We start from the raw sequence: 20,797 nt of genomic DNA on the forward strand, positions 1-20,797 counted from the left end.
AAAGATGAAGCGCAGGAAGGACACCACGCCGTACGCCCGGCTCACGGAGCCGCTGGTGCGGGACTCCGGTGTGCTGCGGCCGGCGACGTGGGAAGAGGCGCTCGACCGCGCCGCCGCGGGGTTCCGGCGCACGCTGGAGACGAAGGGCCCCGAGGCGTTCGGCATGTTCTCCTGCGCGCGGGCCACGAACGAGATGAACTTCGTGGCCCAGAAGTTCACCCGCGCGGTGATGGGCACGAACAACGTCGACTCGTGCAACCGGACCTGTCACGCGCCGAGCGTGGCAGGCCTGGCTCGGGTGTTCGACAGCGGCGGCGGCACCTCGTCGTACGCGGAGATCGAAGACGCCGACGTGATCGTGATCTGGGGCGGCAACCCGCGCGAGGCACACCCGATCTTCTTCCAGCACGTGCTCAAGGCCGTCCACAAGGGAGCGAAGCTCTTCGTGGTGGACCCGCGCCAGACGAGCACCGCGAAGTGGGCGCACCGGCAGCTGCAGCTGGAGGTGGGCACCGACATCCCGCTCGCCAACGCGATCGCGCGGGAGATCATCCACTCCGGACTGGCCAACACCACGTTCATCGAGCGGGCCACGGAGGGCTACGAGGAGTTCGCCGCCTCCGTGGAGCCGTGGACGCTCGAGGTCGCCGAGCAGGTCACCAAGGTGCCGGCCGAGCTCATCAAGGAGCTGGCCCACACCTACGCGCGTGCCGACCGCGGGCAGATGTCGTGGACGCTGGGCATCACCGAGCACCACAACGGCACCGACAACGTGCTGTCGCTGATCAACCTGTCGCTGCTGGCCGGGCAGGTCGGGCGCTACGGCGCCGGGTTGAACCCGTTGCGCGGGCAGAACAACGTGCAGGGCGGCGGCGACATGGGCGCGATCCCGGACCGGATGCCGGGGTTCCAGGACATCCTCGACCCGGCCGTGCGCGCGAAGTTCGACGCGGCGTGGGGCTCGCACATCCCGCCGCACAAGGGCAAGAACCTCACGCAGATGCTCGAGGCGATGGAGGACGGCCTGATCACCTGCGTGTACGTGATCGGGGAGAACCCGGTGCAGTCCGAGGCCGACTGCGAGCACACGATCAAGCGCCTGTCGAACATCGAGCACCTGGTGGTGCAGGACATCTTCCTCACCAAGACCGCGCAGCTCGCCGACGTGGTCCTGCCGGCGTCGGCCGCGTGGTGCGAGAGCGACGGCACCTTCACCAACAGCGAGCGGCGCGTGCAGCGGGTGCGCAAGGCCGTGAACCCGCCGGCCGGCGCGCGGGACGACATCGAGCTGCTGAGCGAGCTCGCCCGCCGGTTGGGCCACGACTGGCACTACAGCGGCGACGACGGCCGCGAGGTGTGGGACGAGCTGCGCTCGCTCTCGCCGATGCACGCCGGCATGAGCTACAAGCGGCTCGAGGAGCTCGGCGGCATCCAGTGGCCGTGCTACAGCGAGGACACGCTGGAACCGTCGTACCTGCACGGCCGGCTGTGGGCCGAAGACCCGGCCGAGCGTGGCCGCCCGGCGCCGTTCACCGTGCTGCGCCACAGCCCGCCGGTCGACGTGCTCGACGACGAGTTCCCGCTGCGGCTCACCACGGGCCGGCGGCTGGACTCGTACAACACCGGCGTGCAGTCGGGCGGGTTTCCGTCGCCGCTCCGGCGGGGCGAGACGCTCGACCTGTGCTCGGCCGATGCCGCGCAGCTCGGGGTGGCGGAGGACGAACTGGTGCAGATCTCGTCGCGGCGCGGTGCGATCGTCGCGCCGGTGCGGATCGACGAGGGGCTGCGCCCGGGCCTGGCGTTCATGACGTTCCACTTCCCGGACGAGATCGACGTCAACGTGATCACGATCGAGGCGACGGACCCGGTGGCCGGTACCGCGGAATACAAGGCCGCGGCCATCCGCGTGGACAAGCTGCCCGCCGACGCGGTCGCGGGCTGAGGGGGCGGGGATGGATCTCCAGTTCCTCGACGCCAAGGCTTCCTTCGAAGAACGCGCGGCGATCGACGCGCTTCCCGAGGGCGCGGCCCGGGACCAGCTGCTGCCCGCCTTGCACGCGGTGAACGACCGCGTCGGCTGGATCAGCCAGGGCGCACTGAACTACATCTGCGAGAAGCTGCACGTGCCGCCGGCCGAGGCGTACGGCGTCGCGAGCTTCTACTCGCTGTTCTCGCTCACCGAACGGCCGGAACGCGTGGTGCACGTGTGCACCGACCTCGCGTGCCGCGTCAACGGGGCCGACACGGTGTGCGACACGCTCACCGAGCACGTCGGGCCCGCGGGCAAGGCGCGCGGGGGAGTGACGTGGCTGCGCAGCCCGTGCCTGGGCGTGTGCGAGAAGGCGCCCGCGGCGCTGGCGTTCGAGGCCGGCGACCCGCCGGGCAGCGAGCTGCTCGCGCCCGCCACCGGCGCGTCGGTGGTGCTGGCCGCGCGCCGGTCGCCGTCCACTGAGGACGGCCCGGCGCCGGTGCTGCACCAAACGGATCGGGAGTCGCTGCGGCTGTTGCGCCGGGTCGGGGCGGTCGACCCGGAGAGCCTCGACGACTACCGCGCCACCGGTGGCTACGCGGCCCTGCGCAACGCGTTGCGGCTCGGGCCGAACGGCGTGATCCGCGAGGTCACCGACTCGGGGCTGATGGGTCGCGGCGGCGCCGCGTTCCCGACCGGGCGCAAGTGGGAGGGCGCGGCCCGCCAGCCCGCGCTGCCGCACTACCTGGTGTGCAACGCGGACGAGAGCGAGCCCGGCACGTTCAAGGACCGGGTGCTGCTGGAGGGCGACCCGTTCGCGCTGGTCGAGGCGATGACCATCGCCGGGTTCGCGACCGGTGCCACGCGGGGTTTCCTCTACCTGCGCGGCGAGTACCCGCGGGCACGCCGGCTCGTGCAGAACGCCATCGACGTCGCCCGGGAGCGCGGGTTCCTCGGTGCGGACATCATGGGGCACGAGGGGTTCTCGTTCGACATCGAGATCCGCCGCGGCGCCGGTGCGTACATCTGCGGCGAGGAGACGGCGATCTTCAACTCGATCGAGGGCTTCCGCGGGGAGCCCCGGTCGAAGCCGCCGTTCCCGACGGAGCAGGGCCTGTTCGGCAAGCCGACGGTGGTCAACAACGTCGAGACGCTGGTCAACGTGCCCCTGATCCTCACCGCCGGCTACGCGGCCTACCGGGAGATCGGCACGGAGAAATCGGCCGGGCCCAAGCTGTTCTGCCTCTCGGGCAACGTGCGCAAGCCCGGCGTGTATGAGGTCCCGTTCGGCACCACGCTGCGCGAGCTGCTGGAGCTGGCCGGGGGCGTGCCGGAAGGCCGTGAGCTGCGGGCGGTGCTGCTGGGCGGCGCGGCCGGCGGGTTCGTGCGGCCCGACGAGCTGGACCTGCCGCTGACGATGGAGGACGCGCGCGCCGCCGGCACCACGCTCGGCTCCGGCGTGGTGCTGGCGCTGGACGATCAGGCCGACCTCGGCGGGTTCCTGCTGCGCATCGCGTCGTTCTTCCGCGACGAGTCGTGCGGGCAGTGCGTGCCCTGCCGCATCGGCACGGTCCGGCAGGAGGAGGCCGTCAGCCGCATCGTCGGCGGCCGCAAGCTGAGCACCGGTGCCGACGATCTGGCGCTGCTGCGCGAGGTCGGGCAGGTGATGCGGGACTCGTCGATCTGCGGGCTGGGGCAGACGGCGTGGAACGCGATCGAGTCGGCCGTCGAGCGGCTGGGCGCGTTGGACGGAGGACAGCGATGACTACCGACGACACACTCCCTCCCGTGGAGGAGTCATGACCATTGTCGAGATAGGCCTGCCGAAGCGGCTGGTCGAGTTCACTGTGGACGGTGAGACCGTCCGGGTGCCCGAGGGCGCGACGATTCTGGACGCGTGCTCGGCTGCGGGGAAAGAGATCCCCACGCTCTGCTACGGCGACACGCTGAAACCCGCCAACGCGTGCCGGGTGTGCATGGTCGAGGTCGAGGGTTCGCGCACGCTGGTGCCGTCGTGCTCCCGCAAGGCCGAGCCGGGCATGGTCGTGCACACGGATTCCGAACGCACCCGCACGAGCCGCAAGGTGGTACTGGAGCTGCTCGGCTCGGCCACGGACCTGTCGACCACGCCCGGCGTCGCCGAGTGGATGGCGGAGACGGGCGCCGACCCCGAGCGGTTCGGCCCGCCGGCCCCGCCCTCCGACGAGCGCGACGACGCCTTGCCGGGCGAGCACGAGCCCGTCGACGGCCTCACCGCGGCCACCGTCCGTCAGCCGGTCAAGGTCGACAACGCTCTCTACGTGCGGGACTACGGCAAGTGCATCCTGTGCTACAAGTGCGTCGACGCCTGTGGCGACCAGTGGCAGAACTCGTTCGCCATCTCCGTGGCCGGCCGCGGTTTCGGGGCGCGGATCTCCACGGAGTTCGCGACTCCGTTGCCCGACAGCGCGTGTGTCTACTGTGGAAACTGCGTCGAGGTCTGTCCCACGGGCGCGCTGAGCTTCAAGGCCGAGCACGACAAACGCGAGGACGGCACCTGGGACGAGTCCGCGCAGACGCAGACCACCACGGTCTGCACGTTCTGCGGGGTGGGCTGCAACCTCACGCTCCACGTGCAGGACAACGAGATCGTGAAGGTCACGAGCCCGCACGACAGCTCTGTGACCCACGGCAACCTCTGCATCAAGGGCCGCTTCGGCTGGCAGCACGTGCAGAACACCTGACGGCGGCCCCGACCCGCCTGCCCCGGACCCGCCGTCCCCCGTCCCGGCTGCCTCAGCCGACGTGCGCGGGCGGCGGGTCCCGCGCGCTCTTTCCCTGCCGAAAACCTGAGCGAAGGGGGCAATGGTGCCTTCCGTCGAAGAAATCTCCCGAGTCGTGACTTCCGCTGTCGCACCGGCCGCGGCCGAGGCCGATCGGCTCGCGCGGTTCCCGCGAGGGGCGATGGCCGCGTTGAGCCGCAAGGGCGTGCTGGCGCTGACGGCGTCGCGGCGGCAGGGCGGGGGCGGCCACGGGCTGGCCGAAGCCGCGCGGGTGGTCGAGGTGGTGGCGCGGTCGTGCGCGAGCACGGCCACGGTGCTGCGTTCGCACTTCGCGGCCGTCGCGGTGCTGGAGGCGCACGCGGACCAGTCCGTGCGCGCGGAGCTCGCCGCGGGCCGCCACCTCAGCACGCTGGCGCTCGTCGACGCGGGGCCCGGCAGCCGCCTGCTCGCGCCGGACGGCGGGGCCGGTGCGCACGGCGGGGTCGTGGACCTGACCGGCCGCAAGGCCGGGGTGATCGCGGCGGGGGAGGCCGACAGCTACGTGTGGTCGAGCCGGCCGGCGAGCGGCCGGGGTGGCGCTTCGGTGTGGTTCGTGCCCGGCCACGCGCCCGGGCTGTTCGTGCCCGCCGCCGGTGGCGGCCTGGGGCTGCGGGCGAGCGCGACCACCACCGTGTGCGCGGATCCGGTGCAGCTGCCGGAGAACACGGTCCTCGGCCGGGACGGCGACGGAGCCGAGGTGGTGCTCGATCTGGCGCTGCCGTGGTTCCTCGGCCTCGGCGCGGCGGTCGCACTGGGCCTCGCGGAGGCGGCGATCGAGCGGGTCTCGCGGGACGGGTCCGGCGCGGATCTCGCGCGCCTGCGCCTGCGTTCCTCCGCTGTGCGGGTGCTGGCCGCCGACGCGTTCGCCACCTACAGCTGGGATCCCGTGCACGCGTTGCCGAAGTTCTTCCACCTCTGGCTCACCGCCGCGGAAACCGTCACGGCGACCACCGAGGTGGCGCTGCGGCTGTGCTCGGGCTACCCGGGTGACCCGGTGCTCGAACGCTGCTTCCGCGACGCGCGGGCGCACTGCGCGCTGGAGCCGACTGTCGACACCGTGGTGGACCTCGCCGCCCGTGTGAACGGCGACGGCGCGAGCCGGGAACTGCACGCGGCCCGTTGACCCGGCACAGCTCTGACGGCTATTCTCGAACTACGGAAGAAAGCTTCCACGATACGAAATCAAGAGGTCAGAGCAATCCGATGAGCCGAGGTATCCGATGACCGGTCCCGCCGGGGTGCGGCACTCGCTGCCCTACACCGCCAACCTGTCGATCCTGTTCACCGAGCTCCCGCTGCTCGAGCGCGCCGAGGCCGCTCGGGCAGCGGGCTTCACCGCGGTCGAGTACTGGTGGCCGTTCGACGGCGCCGACCCGCGCCCGGTCGAGGTCGAGAGGTTCGTGCGTTCCATCGAGCAGGCCGGGGTGCGGCTGACCGGGCTCAACCTGTTCGCCGGCGACATGGCCGCGGGCGAGCGCGGGCTCGTGTCGTGGGTCGGGCGCGAGGCGGAGTTCGCCGTGAGCCTCACCATCGCGATCGGCATCGCGGAGCGGCTCGGCTGCCGCAGCTTCAACGCGCTGTACGGCAACCGGCTCGACGGCGTCGCACCGTCCGAACAGGACGCCCTGGCACTGGAGCACCTGGCGACGGCCGCCGAAGCGGCGGGCAAGATCGGGGCTCGGCTGGTGCTGGAGCCGCTCTCGGGCACTCCGGCCTACCCGCTCAAGACGGCCGCGGACGCCGTGGCGGTGATGGACCGGCTGGGGCTCGACAACGTCCGGCTGCTCGCGGACCTCTACCACCTGGCGGTGAACGGCGACGACCTCGACTCCGTGATCGCCGGGTACACCCCGCGCACCGGGCACGTCCAGATCGCCGACGCGCCGGGCCGGCACCAGCCGGGCACGGGGGAGCTGGACCTCGAAGGACACCTGGAAAAGCTGGAGGCGGCGGGCTACCGCGGGCACGTGGGGATCGAGTACAAACCGGACGGTCCCACACTCGCGTCGCTGGCCTGGCTGCCGGAAGAGCGAAGGGGAGACAAATGAGCAAGGTGGGCTTCATCGGTCTCGGCGTGATGGGCACGCCGATGGCCGCGCACCTGGCCGGTGCGGGACACGACGTGAGCGGCTTCGACCTGAGCGCGGACGCGCTGGCGAAGCTGACTGCGGCGGGCGGGCGCGCGGCGTCCGATGTGGCCGACGCGGTGGCCGAGGCGGACGTGGTCGTCACGATGCTGCCCGACCACCCGCAGGTCGAGCAGGTGGTGCTGGCGGCGGGCGGGGTGCTCGACGTCGTGAAGCCGGGCACGCTGCTGGCCGACATGAGCACCATCCGGCCGGAGACGTCGATCGCCGTCGCCAAGGCCGGTGGTGCCAGGGGGATCCGGGTGCTCGACGCGCCGGTCTCCGGGGGCCAGGCGGGCGCGGAGCAGGCCGCACTGTCCATCATGGTCGGTGGCGAGGCCGAGGACTTCGAGGCGGCCAAGCCGATCTTCGAGGTGCTGGGCAAGACGATCGTCCACGTGGGACCGCACGGCGCGGGCCAGGTCGTGAAGGCGGCCAACCAGCTCGTGGTCGGCGGTATCTACGGGCTGGTCGCCGAGGCGATCGTGCTGCTGGAGGCGTCCGGAGTGGACGCGGGCACCGGGCTCGACGTGCTGGCGGGCGGGCTCGCCGGCAGCCGGATCCTGGAGCTCAAGCGCAAGTCGATGGTCGCGCGGCAGTTCCAGCCGGGCTTCCGGATCGACCTGCACCACAAGGACATGGGCATCGCGCTCGCGGCCGCGCGCCAGGCCGACGTCGCCCTGCCGCTGACCGGGCTGGTCGCCCAGCTGGTGGCCGCCGGGCGCGCCATGGGCCACGGGTCGCTGGACCACTCGGCGCTGCTGAAGGTCGTCGAGGAACTCTCGGGCCGCGAGTCGGCGGAGGTCTGACGAGAATCCCGGTCGTGGTGGGCGACCGGTTCTCGTAGGCCCCGTGATCGAGCTGATCCACTCGTCGGTTGTGGGCACTCGGAAGCCGAGCGCACCGCGGCCGGTTGTCGAGGGCCCGTGATCGAGCGCGAGGTGAGTTTCTGCCGTGGGCGGGCCCGGGTGTGCGGGGCCCGCCCACGGCAGTGCGTTGCCTGCTACCTGCTCTCGACGAGCGTGGCCAGCGACGCGAGCGCCTCGGCGTGGCCGGTGCCCGGGGCGGCGTGAAAGACCACGAGCGACAGGGCGTCCGGGCCGGGGAGGTTGAGTTTGTCGCTGTGGAGGTCGAGGGGGCCGGCCGCCGGGTGGCGGAAGCGGGCGAGGTGGCCGGTGCGGGGCTTGATGTCGTGGCGGGACCACAGTTCGCGGAAACGCTCGCTCTTCGCGGAGAGTTCCGTGACGAGTTCGGTGGCGGCGGGGTCGCCGACGTCGCGGCCGAGCGAGGCGCGCAGGCCGCCCACGCCGTCGGCGGTCGTCTCGTGCCAGTCGACGCGGAAGTCGCGCTCGGCGGGGTCGAGGAAGACCTCGCGCAGGAGGTTGTGGCCGACCGCGTAGTGCGGGGAAAGCGCGGTGGCGATGGCGTTGGCGGCGAGGACGTTGGTGAGGCGGTCCTGCACGTACGCGGGGGTGGTCGGCCACGTGTCGATCAGCTCGGCGATGCTCGGCGGCACCACCGGCGCCGGGCCCGCGGTGGTGGCGGGCGCGGGGGCCGTGAGGCTGTGGAGGTGGTCCGTGGCGTCGTCGTCGAGGCCCAGCACGCGGGCGAGCGCGTCGAGGACCTGCGCGGACGGGTTCTGGTCGCGGCCCTGCTCGAGGCGCATGTAGTAGTCGCTGCTGATTCCGGCCAGCAGAGCCAGCTCCTCGCGGCGCAGGCCGCGTACGCGCCGGCGCCCACCGGCGGGCAGGCCGACGTCTTCGGGCGAGACGAGCTCGCGCCGCGCCCGGAGGTAGTCGCCGAGGAGGTTGTCCACGCGCCCCAGTCTACGAGAGCGCGGCCAGGAGTCCGAAGTAGACGGCGCCGCCCACCACCGCGCCGACGAAGGCGCCGCTGGTCACCTCGGGCACCGTGTGGTCACCGAGCTCCACGCGCGACCACGCGACGCACAGCACGAACGGCGCCAGCAGGAGCAGCCACGGCCCGTACACCCACACCAGCATCACCGTCGCGCCCGCGGCGACCTCGGCGTGGATGGAGATCTTGAACTTCAGCGCGAACGTGATCGCCACCGCCACCGCGAGGCACGCCAGCTCGGTCGCCGTCAGCGCGATCAGCTCCCGCGGCGCCCCGCCCGCGATCAGCACCACGAACCCCGCCGCCAGCGAGCCCAGGCACACCGCGAACGGCACCACCCGCCCCGCCCGGTTCGTCACGTGGTGCGAGTCCCACTTCCCGCGCCGCGCCCCGCGCACGATGACAGCCATCGGAATCAGCGAAGCCGTCACCCCCACGACCAGCCCCCACAGCACGGTCGCCCCGACCCGGTGCCCGGTCACCTCCCACGCCACCGCGAGCGGCAACCCCAGCACCCACACCCACGGCGCCAGCACCTCCGTCGCGACGCGCGCCGCGCCCCGCTGCACCGTGCCGGTCGCCGACATCGATCTCCTCGCGTCGTGGGGGATCCGCCGCTTCACGCGCCGGCTCGCAAATCCTACGGCGGCCCGCGTTCGCCGTTGTCTCGTTCTTCGGTTCAGGGTCTGTCCAATAGATCAGCCGGTGCTGTACTGTTCGGCCCATGCTGAGCTGTGAAACCCGCGAATCAGCCCTCGCCCGGATCGGCCGCGCCCTCGCCGACCCGACGCGCTGCCGCATCCTCGTCGCCCTGCTCGATGGTGTGGCCTACCCGGCACGCCTGGCCGAGACGCTCGGGTTGAGCCGGTCCAACGTCTCCAACCACCTGTCCTGCCTGCGTGGCTGCGGTCTCGTCATCGCCACCTACGAGGGCCGCCAGGTCCGCTACACCCTCGCCGACCCCCACCTGGCCCACGCCCTCTCCGAACTGACGCAGGTCGTCCTCGCCGTCGCTCCCACCCCCGACTGCGCGAATGAGGACGTACCCGCGGTGGAGGCCACCCGATGACTCCCGAAGCGCAGCTCACGGCGGCGGCTGTCGAAGCGCGCGGCGGTGGCGCCGGCTGCTGTGCGCCGGCCGCTCGTCTGACCGCGCCGACTGCTGTAGACGGGACCGGCGCCGGATGCTCTTCCGCCGCGCCGCATGCCTCTTCCGCTCGGCGGCGCCGCGGTTGCGATCGTTCGCGCGGGCGAGGACCGGCTCGGCAGGGAGATGCCTTGATGAGTCATGAATCGCGGGCCGAACCGTCGGCCGCCGACGACGACCGCGGCGTTCCCCGGCTACTGCGCGCCCGAACGGACGGCCTCGAACGATCGGCGCCGCGCGGCCGCACTTCTGGATGCGATGCCCGCGAACCCGCCGTCTCGGGCGGATCTGAGGCGCGTGCCGGCGGCTGTTGTCGAGAGGCGTGGTGGTGCTGGTTGTTGCGTGCCCGCGCCGGTGGTTGTGGATGGTCGGCGCGGCGTGGGCGCGGTGGGTTGCGTGGGTGAAGGTGTGGCTGCTGTGGAGGTGGCGTAGTGAGTCACGAGGCGTGGGTCGAACCCGCTGCGGTCGACGAGTGTTGCGGTGGCGCCGGCTGCTGTGCGGCCGAGGAGCCGGCGGGCGACCGGCGGGTGCCTGTCGTCGCGGAGCGGCGGCGCGTGTTGGCGCGGCGGGTGCGGTGGCTGGTGGCGGGGACGATCGCGTACAACGTCGTCGAGGCGGTGGTCGCGCTGGTGGCGGGGGAGGCGGCGGGGTCGGGCGCGCTGGTGGGGTTCGGGTTGGATTCCGTGGTGGAGGTGGCGTCGGCGGCCGCGGTGGCGTGGCAGTTCGCCGGGGCGGATCCGGAGCGGCGGGAGCGGGCGGCGCTGAAGGTGATCGCGGTGTCGTTCTTCGCGCTGGCGGCCTACGTCGTGACCGATGCCGGGTTGGCGCTGGCGCGGGGGAGCGAGGCGGGGCACTCGACCGTCGGCATCGTGCTGGCGGCGGTGTCGCTGGCGGTGATGCCGGTGCTGTCGGCCGCGCAGCGCAGGGCCGGCCGCGAGCTCGGCTCCGCGAGCGCCGTGGCCGACTCCAAGCAAACGCTGCTGTGCACTTACCTCTCGGCTGTGTTGCTGGCCGGGCTGCTGCTCAACACGCTGTTCGGCTGGTACTGGGCCGACCCGGTCGTCGCGCTGGTCATCGCGGCGGTCGCGGTGCGGGAAGGCCGCGAGGCCTGGCGCGGAGAGCACTGCTGCTGAGTGCGCCTCAGCCCGCGGTCGCGGGCGAGCCACCACTGCAACCCCCGCAACACGACCGCGAACGCGATGAACACGCCCACCAGCAGCACCGAACCGTCGAAATCACTCACCGCACGCTCTCTTCCCACGCGTCACCCTGACGAACCCCAGCGTGCGACGGCGGCGCCCGGCTCGCGCCCGGCGCTCACGCTTCCTTGACGCCAGCGGCGACGACGTTGACGTCACGCGCCGGATGCGCGTGGATCAACGCCCGCGCGAGCCGCGGCAAGGCCGTCGCCATGCGCTGCTCGGCGGCGTGCGCGATGCCGTGCGCCTCGGCCAGCGTGCGACCGGGGTCCACCGACACCTCCGCCTCGGCCGCGAGGGTGTGCCCGATCCAGCGCAACCGGATCACGTCGACGCCCAGCACGCCGGGCGTCTCGGCGAGCGCGTGTTCGGCGTCGTCCACCAGGTGCGGGTCGACGGCGTCGAGCAGCCGGCCGAACACCTCGCGCGCGGCGTCGCGCAGCACCAGCACGATCGCCACCGTGATGAGCAGCCCCACCACCGGATCCGCCCACGTCCAGCCGACGAGCGCCCCGCCCGCCGCGAGCACCACGGCGAGGCTCGCGAACCCGTCGGTCCGCGCGTGCAGCCCGTCCGCGACGAGCGCCGCCGACCCGATCCGCCGCCCGACGCGGATGCGGAAGCGCGCGACGAGCTCGTTGCCCACGAAACCGATCACGCCGGCGAGCGCCACCCATCCGGCGCCCGTCATCGGCCGCGGGTTCAGCAGGCGGTCGATCGCCTCGTAGCCCGCGAGCACCGCGGACCCGGCCATCACCACGAGAATCACCAGACCCGCGAGGTCCTCGGCGCGCCCGAGCCCGTGCGTGAAGCGGCGCGTCGCCTGCCTCCGCGCGAGCAGGAACGCGACCGCCAGCGGCACGGCGGTCAGCGCGTCGGCGAAGTTGTGCAGCGTGTCGCCGAGCAGCGCGACCGACCCGGTGAACCCCACGACCACCAGCTGCGCGACCGCCGTCGCCAGCAGCCCGGCGAACGACAGCCACAACGCGCGCATCCCGGAGCGGCTCGCCTCGAGCGTGTCGTCGACGAGCTCCGCCGACTCATGGCTGTGCGGTTTCAGGGCGTGCTTGAGCCGGCTCCAGTGCCCGTGGCCGTGCCCATGCCCGTGTCCTGCGCTTTCCATGTCCGGAACGGTAACAGAACGAATGAAGATATGTTCATGTCTCCTGTCGTGTTCTAGTCTCCTCTCCATGGGACACGGGGTCGAAGGGCGTCGCCGCCCCGCGGGACCGCTCGACGCGACCACCGCGGCCGCGGTCGCCACCACACTGCAGGCCCTCGCGACCCCGAGCCGCCTGCTCATCCTCAGCGCACTGCGCGAACAGCCCCTCGCCGTCGGCGACCTGGTGGCCGCGGTCGGGATGGAGCAGTCGGCCGTGTCGCACCAGCTGCGGCTGCTGCGCAACCTCGGGCTGGTCGTCGGCACCCGCAACGGCCGCAGCATCGTCTACAGCCTGCACGACAACCACGTCGCCCAGCTGCTCGACGAGGCCGTCTACCACAGCGAACACCTGCGGCTCGGGGTCGCGGACCGCGCGGGTGAGGCCGGGTAAACCGCGGCGGCGCCGGGGTGTGTCTCGGGCGGTGGGTGCTCCTCTCGTTCGCCTAGACTTCAAGTGTGAGTGAGACTTGCGATACCGTCGACGAGGTCATCGCTCAGTGGCGGCAGGAGCGGCCGGACCTCGACCTGTCCGCCATGGACGTGTTCGGCCGGCTCTCCCAGCTGACCCGGGTGGTCGAGTCCGTCGTGGAACGGGTGTTCACCGAACACGGCCTGCGCCCCGGCGAGTTCGACGTGCTCGCCGCGCTGCGCCGCACGGGCTCGCCCTACACGCTCACCCCCTCCGAACTCTCGGCCGCGCTGATGACCTCCCGCGCCGGCATGACCAACCGCCTCGACCGCCTGGAGGCCGCGGGCTACGTCGAGCGCAGCCTCGACCCGGCCGACCGCCGCAGCTTCCGCATCACCCTCACCCCGGCCGGCCGCGACGTCATCGACGCGACCCTCACCGACCACGCGGCCGGTCTCGCGAAACTCCTTTCTTCGGCCACGACCCCCGACGACGCGGCGACGTTGAGCCGCATCCTCAAGGCGATGCTTGCGGAACTCCGTTGAGGACCGGCGGACGACCCGAACCGTCCTGTATGGACGGACCTGGCGGCGGCTGATCGCGGACAACCACCGCGGCGGTCGTCGGATGACCGCATCGACCGGCAGCCGCATGGCTGCGGCCAGGCAAGCTCGGCCGCGGTCCAGCCACGGTGATGGCCCGCAGCGCCATCCCACACGGGACGACACGTGACGACGGTGCAGGCCGCACGGATCGCCGACGATCGAACGCCGGCAGCCGGCCACCGAACCTCCGCGACGGCCGGGCGGTGTTCAAGCCCGCCCGCCGGTCGGGTGTGGTGCCGAGGGCAGCCGGCCTCTGTGGCGGCCACTGCCGGACTGTCGGCGGTGCGCTCCGGGCAGTCCCGATGATCGGGGTCGGGTCTGCGACTGGGTGCCTCAGCACTAAAGCGGTGTCGTCGCAACCGATCCGCGGCATCCGCAAGTCGCAGTGCTCATCCTCCAAGCCGGAATCGCGCGATTGCTGATCCTCCCTTTGGCGCGCGACGACGAAACGTCCATCCCGGCCTGCCCGACGCCACCGCGCCCGGCAACGCACCGCGGCCGAGCCGAACGCCCCAGCGTGTGCCGGCGGGTGACGTCAGAACGGCGGATCCCCCGCGCCCGCGGTGACCGGCATCGGGGCAACCGGGGACCACGGGCTGTCGGAACTGCCCGAGCTTTCCGGGGAATCGCCGGACGGCGGCCCGGAACGGTTGGCGCGATTGACTTTGGCCGTGGCGTAGCGAAGGGAGGGGCCGATCTCGTCGACCTGGAGTTCCACGACGGTGCGGCGTTCGCCTTCCTTGGTGTCGTAGGAGCGTTGGGTGAGGCGGCCCTGGACGATGACGCGCGCGCCGCGGGTGAGGGATTCCGCGGCGTTTTCGGCGGGCTGGCGCCAGAGCGAGCAGCGTAAGAAGAGGGCTTCGCCGTCTTTCCATTCGCCCGTGGCGCGGTCGAAGGTGCGCGGGGTGGACGCGACGGTGAAGTTGGCGACCGCGGCGCCGGACGGGGTGAAGCGCAGCTCCGGGTCGGACGTGAGGTTGCCGACGATGGTGACGACCGTGTCTCCGGCCATGGTGTTCTCCTCGGGTTCCGGCGGCGCCCCGGGGTGGGGGCCGCTTCCGGGATTCAGGAGACCATCCGGGTACGACAGTTTCTCCGGCAGCGGCCGTCACCCCATCAGGTGGTGTGCCGGAACCCTTCCTTCGGCCGTGGCCGGACGGGCGCGGCCACGGCACGATAGGCGGCCGAGGCGGTGGAGAGGGAGCGGATGAGGATCTGGCGGAAGGCCCGCGCGGCAGTGCTGGCGTTGGCGTTGGTGGGGAGCACCGCGGCAACCCCCGCGAGTGGCACCGCGACCGACTGCTGCGGTGGCCCCTCGTCGTGGACCACCGGGGACAAGTCCGCGCTCGGCACCTCGGCGACGACGCAGAGCCCGGTCTGGTTCACCGTCGCGGACGGCGTGACGTCGGAGGTGTTCTACCCGCGCGTGGACGTCCCCGAGACGCAGGACATGCAGTACGTCGTCACCGACGGCTCCTCGTTCGTCGACCTCGAGCGCGACGCGACCGACCACGCCGTCTCGATGCCCGACGAGAAGTCGCTCGAATACACCGTCACCAACACCGCGAAGAGCGGCCGCTACCGCATCACGACCACGTACGTCACCGACCCGGCCCGCGCGACGCTCGTGACCCGGACCCGGTTCCAGGCGCTCGATAGTGGCACGTATCGGCTTTACCTGCTCGCCAACCCGTCCATGGCCGGCGGCGCGGGTGGCGACACCGCGTCGTGGGACGGCAATGGGCTCGTGGCGAGCGGTACGGAGAACCTCTTCGGCACGACGACCACCGTCGTGTCCTCACTGCGCGCGTCGACCGGATTTTCGGCGCACGACAACGGATACTCCGGCGCCGCCAGCGACTGTCTCGTCGACCTGCGCGCCGACCATCGGCTGGACAACGGGTTCGATGCGGTTTCGGGCGCGGGCAACGTGGTCCAGTGTGGACAGATCCCGGTCGCCGCGGACACCACCTTCACCGTCGCCCTCGGCTACGGATCGACCGCGCAGGCGGCGACGAGCGCGGCAACCGGCTCGCTCACCGCGGGGTTCAGCGCGCTGGAAGCCGGTTACCGTACGGGCTGGAACTCCTACGTCGGCAGCCTCAAGCCCGCCCCGGCGAGCGTCGCGGGGGACCAGCAGCGGCGGCGCGCGTATTACGTCGCCGCGATGGCGTTGCACGCGGCCGAGGACAAGACGTTCCGCGGGGCCGGCTGGCCGGGCTGGCGACGCCGTGGGGCGACGTCGTCAACGGCGACAGCCTCGGCGACGGTTACCACCGGGTGTGGGGTCGCGACCTCTACCAACAGGCCACCGGTCTCCTGGCCGCCGGCGACACGGCGCAGCCGAAACGCATGGCGCAGTTCCTGTGGAACTCGCAGTGGATCGGCTCGCCGACCGCCGGCGACGGCACGACGTACCCGGCCGGCGCGTTCCCCCGCTACAGCCCCGTGAGCGGCGTCGCCGGCGCCAGTGCGCAGCAGCTCGGGTGCTGCGAGCAGCTCGACCAGGACGCCGACGCGATCGTGCTCGCGTGGCTGACCGGTCTCACCGACGCCGCCACGTACGCGAAGGTCAAGGTCACCGCCGAGCACCTGCGCACGAGCGGTCCCGCCACGACCGAACGCTGGTAAGAACAGTACGGGCGGTCGCCCTCGTCGATCGCCGCCGAGATCGCGGGGCTGGTGACGGCGGGCGCGATCGCCCGGGCCAACGGTGACACCGCGAGCGCCACCACGTGGGAGTCCACAGCGGACTCGTGGCGGGCTTCGCTCGACTCGTGGACCGTGACGACGTCCGGTTTCTGGGGCGGCCACACGTACTACGAGCGCCTCGACAAGGGCACCGACCCCAACGACGGCGGGCAGATCTGCTTCGACGAAGGCTGCTTCTACGAGCACGACGTGGTCGACTTCGGCTTCCTCGACCTCGTTCGGCTCGGCGTGCGCGCGCCGGCCGACCCGACGATCGCCGCCTCGATCGCCCCGACGGCCGCCGCGTCGGACGGCAACGCACCGATGCAGGTCACCCGGCCCAACGGCGACGTCTACTTCCACCGCTACCCGCACGACAACTACGGCGAAAGCACCTCCGCGTGCACCGGCTGGCCCGCCGGCGGCCCGCAACGCTTCGGGCGGCTGTGGCCCGTGCTGTCCGGCGAGCGCGGCGAGTACGAGCTCGCCAACGGCCGCTCGGCCGCGGTCTACCTCAAGTCCATGGCCGACGCCGCCAACGACGGCTACTTCATCCCCGAACAGGTGTGGGACCGCGCGAGCGGCTGCTTCGCCCTCGGCCGCCCGACGGGCAGCGCCGCACCCCTGATGTGGGCGGAGGGCCAGTACCTGCGGCTGGCCCAGAGCATGGACGCGGGGCACAACCTCGACACGCCTTCGGTGGTGAAGGAGCGGTACGGCAGCTGAGGTCCGCAAGCCGCGGCCGGCGCGAAGCATTGCTAACGAGTTCGGCCCGCAAGCGCTTCGGGTCGGAATGGACCGGCACGGCGGATGCGGCGCCGGATCGCGTGACTTCGGCGGCGAAGCACCGCGGACGCCATTGACGCTTGGCCCGCGACGCTGCCGAGGTCGGCCGCGTCGCGGGCGCAGCGATGGGCGCCGCGGCAACCTCACCTTGCCCTCGACGTGCGAGCCTGCCTCGGCAGCTGAAACGCGGCCCGCGCGAGTGGCGGCTGTCGTTCGGCAAACGCGACTGGCGTGGCCCGTCGCGGGCGGGCTCGGCCTCCTGGCGCTTCGGGGCGAAATGCAGCCGACCCTCGAAGACGTCTTCTTCGAGGGTCGGCCAGAACGGCACAGCACACGACGCGGCGCCGGCTCGGAAGGGGCCGGCTCGGCACCTTCCCCGAATGTGCAACTGGAGCGGGCGGCACGCGCCTCCGGTGGTGAAAAACCGGCACCGCGGCCGATACCGAGCACCGGAATTCCTACAGATCCGTCGAGAACGCCACGCGCTTCTGCTCCCGCACCTCCGCCAGCCGGGCCTCCAGCGCGGCCGTGATCGCGGTCCACGCGTCGCTGCCGAGGACCAGGCGGCGGCGTGCCGGGGTGTGGTCGACGGTGGCGATCATGGCCGCCGCCATGCGGGCGGGGTCGCCGGGGGCGAGGGTGGTGCGTTCTTCCAGGATCTGGCGGATGTGGGCGGCCGGGGAGGCTGCGTAGGCGTCGATTTTGGGGGCCAGGCGGGAGTTGCCGTAGCGGAACTCGGTGCGGGCGCCGCCGGGTTCGACGAGGGTGACGCCGATGCCGAAGGGCGCGACTTCGTCGGCGAGGGCGTCGGCGAAGCCTTCGATGCCCCACTTCGTCGCGTGGTAGAGCGAGCCGCCCGGCCAGGCGACCTGGCCGCCGACCGAGGAGAGCTGGAGGATGCGGCCGCCGCCGTCGGCGCGGAGGTGGGGCAGCGCGGCGCGGATGAGCTGGATGGAGCCCAGCAGGTTGGTGTCGAGCTGGTGGCGCACCTGCTCGTCGGTGAGCTCCTCGGCAGCGCCCATCAGGCCGTAGCCGGCGTTGCTGACCACGACGTCCAGGCGCCCGAAGTGGGCGTGCGCGGCGTCGACGACCGGGCGGATGGCCGCGGTGTCGGTCATCTCCAGCAGGGAGACGTGGAACGCAGAGCCGTACGACTCGACGAGGTCGGCCACCGAGCCGGGACGGCGGACGGTGCCCGCGACGCGGTCGCCGGCGGAAAGCAGCTGTTCTGCGAGGTGCCGGCCGAAGCCGGTGCTCACGCCCGTGATGAACCAGGTTCGTGTCATGCCGCCAGCCTGGGCCGTCTCGGCCCGGCCGACCAGACCGTGCCGACAGGGGTGCCGCCAGGGCCACCTTCGGCGAATTATCGTGGAGGGCATGGCGGGCAACGTGATCGGCGAGTACCTGCGCGCGCGGCGCGAGCAGGTGCGGCCGGAGGACGTCGGGATCACCGTGAACAGCCACCGGCGCGTGCCGGGCCTGCGGCGCGACGAGCTGGCGATGCTCGCCGGTATCAGCACGGAGTACTACACGCGGCTGGAGCAGGGCCGCGACCGCCACCCGTCGGCGCAGGTGCTCGACGCCGTGGCCCGCGGGTTGCGCCTCGACCGCGAGGCCACCGCGTACCTCCACGACCTCGCCGACCCTGCGCCACGCCGTCGCCGTGCGCCGCAGAGCCACGAAAACGTGCGGCCCAGCGTCGCACGGCTGATCGCGTCGTGGGAGCTGACGCCGGCGTACGTGCAGGGCCGGCATCTCGACGTCCTCGCCGCCAACCCCATCGCGGCCGCGCTGTCGCCCGTGTACACGCCGGGCACCAACCTGTTGCGCGCCGTCCTCCTCGACCCGGCCGCGCAGGAGTTCTTCACCGGCTGGGAGGCGCGGGTCGGCGGGCTCGTCGCGAGCCTGCGGGCCGCCAGTGAGCCGGACGATCCGCGGCTGGCCGGGCTGGTCGAGGAGTTGTCGGCGGAGAGCGAGCTGTTCCGCCGGCTCTGGCCGCGCCACGACGTCCGCCCGCAGCCCGGCGGCGGCACCCACCACCTGTGCCACCCGCGGGTGGGCGAGCTGGAGCTGCAGTACGACAAGTTCGCCGTCACCGGCGCCGAAGACCAGCTGATGGTGATCTACCACGCCGAGCCCGGCACCCGGTCGGCCGAGGCCCTGCGGAAGCTGGCGGAAGACGTCAGCGGACCAGGTGGAACGCCCGCGCCGCCGGGGCGAACGTCACCGACTGCCCGCGTGTCACGGTGACCGCGTCGTTCTCCAGGCCGTCGCCGAACGCGGTGAGGTGATCGGACTCGACGTCGACCGTCAGCGCCGACGTCGTGAGCTCGCCCTCGGTGAGCGACGTCCCGGTGGTGGGGGAGGGCCAGGCCTCCCGGACGAACCACACGAGCCGGCGTTCGTCGGCGGCCGGCAGGCGCAAGGCGCTGTGCCGCTCCTGCCAGACCGACCGGCACCAGCCCGTGGCGCCGGTGCCCGTGCCGACCAGCAGGCCCGACGACGCCTGCCGCTCGGGACCCAGGCGGTAGCGCGCGGTCTGGTGGCTCGGGTGGCCGAGGTAGATCTCGTTGAGCGCCAGCAGTTTCTGGCCGTCGTCGGCGGTCAGCTCGACCATCGTGCGGGGCTCGACCGAGTCCCGCGAGCGCAGCAGGTCCGCCGTGGCCTCGGCCGGGTGGCGCACCAGGATGCCCGGCTCACCCGGCGTGATGCCGACGACGCGCTGGCCCGCGAGGTACTTCGCGACGTTCGCGACCAGCCCGTCCTGCCCGACGACGAGCACCACGTCCTCGGGCGTGAACAGGAACCGCGACAGGTCCGCTCGCTCGACGCTGCCGCGGCGCCAGTCCAGCGGGATGGCGGCCGACACCGCGGTCAGCGCCCGCCGCAGCGCCGCGTCCTGCGCCACCACGTCGTCGAGCGAACGGCCGCGCGTGGCCAGGAAGAACTCGGCCTGGCCGAGGGTGCCGTGGCGGGCGAGCAGCTCGTCGAGCTCGGTGCGCCGGTGCACCACCACGGCCCGCGGGGCGAGGCTCACGACCCGATCCCCAGCCGGGCCAGCAGCGGCGCGATCAGGTCGGGCGTGAGCACGAGGCTGTCGATCTTCGGCAGGTTCGCCGCCAGCTCCTTCACGGCCAACGCGCGCAGCACCGGCTCCGGCAGGTCGCGGTACGCGGCCAGCCGCGCGGCCTCACCGGCCGCCTCCGCTTCGCCGAGCGTCCGCGTGGCCTCGGCCTTCACCTGCGCCAGCCGCGTCTCCCGGCTCGCGCGGGCCTCGGTCTCGATGTGGTCGGCCGCCGCGGCTTCCTCGGCCTGACGCCGGGCGTTGGCGCCGCGCTGGGCCAGCAGCTGCTCCTCGCGCCGGGCGAGCTCGATCTTGTTCTGCAGCTCGTTCTCGCCGATCGCGCGCTCGCGTTCCACGGCCAGCGCCCGCCGCTCGTAGGTCGCGCGGTCGGCTTCCTGCTGCACCTTCTCTCGCGCGGTCGTCTGCAGGGCCTTCTCGACTTCGGGCTCGGCGCGGATCGCGACGACCCGCACGTCGAGCACGGCCGAACCCGTCTGCGCGAGCCGCGTGTCCTCCTCGGCCAGCCCGGCGCGGATGCGGTCGCGCACGGCACCGACGCCGTCGACGAGAGCCTCCGCCAGCGGCGTGCGGGTGAGCACGTCGAGGGCGTACTGCTGCACGTTCTCGGTGAGCAGGCCGCTGATCTGCGCGAGCGGGTCGCCGCGCCACCGGCCCGTGTCCGGGTCGACGGAGAAGTCGATGCGCTGCGCGGCGAGCGCCGGGTCGACCACGCGGAAGGTGAGGGCGAGCTGCACCGTCACGTCCTGGAAGTCGGCCGTGCGGGCGTGGAACAGCAGCGGCAGCTCGCGGTCGTCGACCGGGATCTCCGAGAGGGCCGCGGCCAGCGGCCGGTACCAGAACGACAGCCCGGTGCCGTCGTGCACGAGCTTGCCGCCGCGCAGGTGCCGGATGTGCGCGGTCGGCACCCCTCGCAGGTGCCGGAACCCGAACCGGCGCTTGATGTCTACCATGGGGGCCTCC

General features: G+C 72.5%; 21 protein-coding genes. 14 read left to right on the forward strand and 7 right to left on the reverse strand.

All coding sequences use genetic code 11. From position 1 onward, the window contains the following. Window positions 1-4: 4 nt before the first annotated feature. From AB0878_RS21475 to AB0878_RS21500, 6 genes are all read left to right on the forward strand, one after another. Window positions 5-1,942 carry a molybdopterin-dependent oxidoreductase gene (locus AB0878_RS21475; RefSeq protein ID WP_366582011.1) on the forward strand — a complete coding sequence of 646 codons (1,938 nt, stop codon included), beginning with the start codon at window positions 5-7 and terminating at the stop codon, window positions 1,940-1,942. A 10-nt stretch (window positions 1,943-1,952) separates the two neighbouring features. Next, window positions 1,953-3,734: an NAD(P)H-dependent oxidoreductase subunit E gene (locus AB0878_RS21480; RefSeq protein WP_366582012.1), complete on the forward strand. Its 1,782-nt coding sequence runs from the start codon at window positions 1,953-1,955 to the stop codon at window positions 3,732-3,734. Between the two features lie 34 nt (window positions 3,735-3,768). Continuing rightward, window positions 3,769-4,692, forward strand: coding sequence for a 2Fe-2S iron-sulfur cluster-binding protein (locus AB0878_RS21485; RefSeq protein ID WP_366582013.1), 924 nt, complete (start codon window positions 3,769-3,771; stop codon window positions 4,690-4,692). 121 nt (window positions 4,693-4,813) lie between these two features. After that, window positions 4,814-5,893, forward strand: a complete 1,080-nt coding sequence (locus AB0878_RS21490) for an acyl-CoA dehydrogenase family protein (protein ID WP_366582014.1) — start codon at window positions 4,814-4,816, stop codon at window positions 5,891-5,893. Window positions 5,894-5,990: 97 nt separating this feature from the next. After that, window positions 5,991-6,818, forward strand: a complete 828-nt coding sequence (locus tag AB0878_RS21495; protein ID WP_366582015.1) for a TIM barrel protein — start codon at window positions 5,991-5,993, stop codon at window positions 6,816-6,818. Beyond that, window positions 6,815-7,705 (forward strand): 2-hydroxy-3-oxopropionate reductase, encoded by an 891-nt coding sequence (locus AB0878_RS21500; protein WP_366582016.1) that lies wholly within the window; start codon window positions 6,815-6,817, stop codon window positions 7,703-7,705. Before AB0878_RS21495 ends, AB0878_RS21500 begins: the two co-directional genes overlap by 4 nt. Window positions 7,706-7,899: 194 nt before the next feature. Here AB0878_RS21500 and AB0878_RS21505 read toward each other — a convergent pair whose 3' ends face one another. Both AB0878_RS21505 and AB0878_RS21510 read right to left on the reverse strand, forming a co-directional pair. Then, window positions 7,900-8,712, reverse strand: coding sequence for a helix-turn-helix transcriptional regulator (locus AB0878_RS21505; protein WP_366582017.1), 813 nt, complete (start codon window positions 8,710-8,712; stop codon window positions 7,900-7,902). A gap of 10 nt (window positions 8,713-8,722) precedes the next feature. Further along, complete coding sequence (locus AB0878_RS21510; protein ID WP_366582018.1) at window positions 8,723-9,340, reverse strand: hypothetical protein; 618 nt, start codon at window positions 9,338-9,340, stop codon at window positions 8,723-8,725. Window positions 9,341-9,477: 137 nt separating this feature from the next. Here AB0878_RS21510 and AB0878_RS21515 point away from each other — a divergent pair, with 137 nt between their 5' ends. Next, entirely contained in the window at window positions 9,478-9,822 is a 345-nt protein-coding gene (locus AB0878_RS21515) for a metalloregulator ArsR/SmtB family transcription factor (protein WP_366582019.1), read from the forward strand. Between the two features lie 605 nt (window positions 9,823-10,427). Then, window positions 10,428-11,033 (forward strand): cation transporter, encoded by a 606-nt coding sequence (locus AB0878_RS21520; protein WP_366582101.1) that lies wholly within the window; start codon window positions 10,428-10,430, stop codon window positions 11,031-11,033. 184 nt (window positions 11,034-11,217) lie between these two features. Here the strand turns inward: AB0878_RS21520 and AB0878_RS21525 are convergent, their stop codons facing one another. Then, window positions 11,218-12,222 (reverse strand): cation diffusion facilitator family transporter, encoded by a 1,005-nt coding sequence (locus tag AB0878_RS21525; protein WP_366582020.1) that lies wholly within the window; start codon window positions 12,220-12,222, stop codon window positions 11,218-11,220. A gap of 67 nt (window positions 12,223-12,289) precedes the next feature. On the opposite strand from AB0878_RS21525, the gene AB0878_RS21530 reads away from it, so the two are divergent. Both AB0878_RS21530 and AB0878_RS21535 read left to right on the forward strand, forming a co-directional pair. Continuing rightward, window positions 12,290-12,652 (forward strand): metalloregulator ArsR/SmtB family transcription factor, encoded by a 363-nt coding sequence (locus AB0878_RS21530; protein ID WP_364177866.1) that lies wholly within the window; start codon window positions 12,290-12,292, stop codon window positions 12,650-12,652. Window positions 12,653-12,717: 65 nt separating this feature from the next. Beyond that, window positions 12,718-13,215, forward strand: coding sequence for a MarR family transcriptional regulator (locus AB0878_RS21535; RefSeq protein ID WP_366582021.1), 498 nt, complete (start codon window positions 12,718-12,720; stop codon window positions 13,213-13,215). A 595-nt stretch (window positions 13,216-13,810) separates the two neighbouring features. Here the strand turns inward: AB0878_RS21535 and AB0878_RS21540 are convergent. Further along, complete coding sequence (locus tag AB0878_RS21540; protein ID WP_366582022.1) at window positions 13,811-14,287, reverse strand: single-stranded DNA-binding protein; 477 nt, start codon at window positions 14,285-14,287, stop codon at window positions 13,811-13,813. Between the two features lie 195 nt (window positions 14,288-14,482). Between AB0878_RS21540 and AB0878_RS21545 the strand changes: the two genes are divergently transcribed. Genes AB0878_RS21545 through AB0878_RS21555 form a run of 3 tightly spaced genes read left to right on the forward strand, consistent with a single transcriptional unit; the run spans window position 14,483 to window position 16,692 of the window. Continuing rightward, the gene (locus AB0878_RS21545) at window positions 14,483-15,727 is read left to right on the forward strand and encodes a hypothetical protein (protein WP_366582023.1); all 1,245 of its coding nucleotides are present in this window, start codon (window positions 14,483-14,485) and stop codon (window positions 15,725-15,727) included. Beyond that, a complete protein-coding gene (locus AB0878_RS21550; RefSeq protein WP_366582024.1) occupies window positions 15,724-15,906 on the forward strand; it encodes a hypothetical protein in 183 nt (60 codons plus the stop codon). The genes AB0878_RS21545 and AB0878_RS21550 overlap by 4 nt, the downstream gene beginning before the upstream one ends. A 51-nt stretch (window positions 15,907-15,957) precedes the next feature. Next, entirely contained in the window at window positions 15,958-16,692 is a 735-nt protein-coding gene (locus AB0878_RS21555; protein ID WP_366582025.1) for a glycoside hydrolase family 15 protein, read from the forward strand. A gap of 518 nt (window positions 16,693-17,210) precedes the next feature. Here the strand turns inward: AB0878_RS21555 and AB0878_RS21560 are convergent. Continuing rightward, window positions 17,211-18,038 carry an SDR family oxidoreductase gene (locus AB0878_RS21560; RefSeq protein ID WP_366582026.1) on the reverse strand — a complete coding sequence of 276 codons (828 nt, stop codon included), beginning with the start codon at window positions 18,036-18,038 and terminating at the stop codon, window positions 17,211-17,213. Window positions 18,039-18,129: 91 nt separating this feature from the next. Between AB0878_RS21560 and AB0878_RS21565 the strand changes: the two genes are divergently transcribed. After that, entirely contained in the window at window positions 18,130-19,002 is an 873-nt protein-coding gene (locus AB0878_RS21565; RefSeq protein ID WP_366582027.1) for a helix-turn-helix transcriptional regulator, read from the forward strand. Here AB0878_RS21565 and AB0878_RS21570 read toward each other — a convergent pair. Further along, the gene (locus tag AB0878_RS21570; protein WP_366582028.1) at window positions 18,935-19,789 is read right to left on the reverse strand and encodes a hypothetical protein; all 855 of its coding nucleotides are present in this window, start codon (window positions 19,787-19,789) and stop codon (window positions 18,935-18,937) included. The genes AB0878_RS21565 and AB0878_RS21570 overlap by 68 nt on opposite strands. After that, window positions 19,786-20,787: an SPFH domain-containing protein gene (locus AB0878_RS21575; protein WP_366582029.1), complete on the reverse strand. Its 1,002-nt coding sequence runs from the start codon at window positions 20,785-20,787 to the stop codon at window positions 19,786-19,788. Before AB0878_RS21575 ends, AB0878_RS21570 begins: the two co-directional genes overlap by 4 nt. Window positions 20,788-20,797 lie beyond the last annotated feature (10 nt).

This window comes from Amycolatopsis sp. NPDC047767 (assembly GCF_040704195.1).
GTDB lineage: Bacteria > Actinomycetota > Actinomycetes > Mycobacteriales > Pseudonocardiaceae > Amycolatopsis.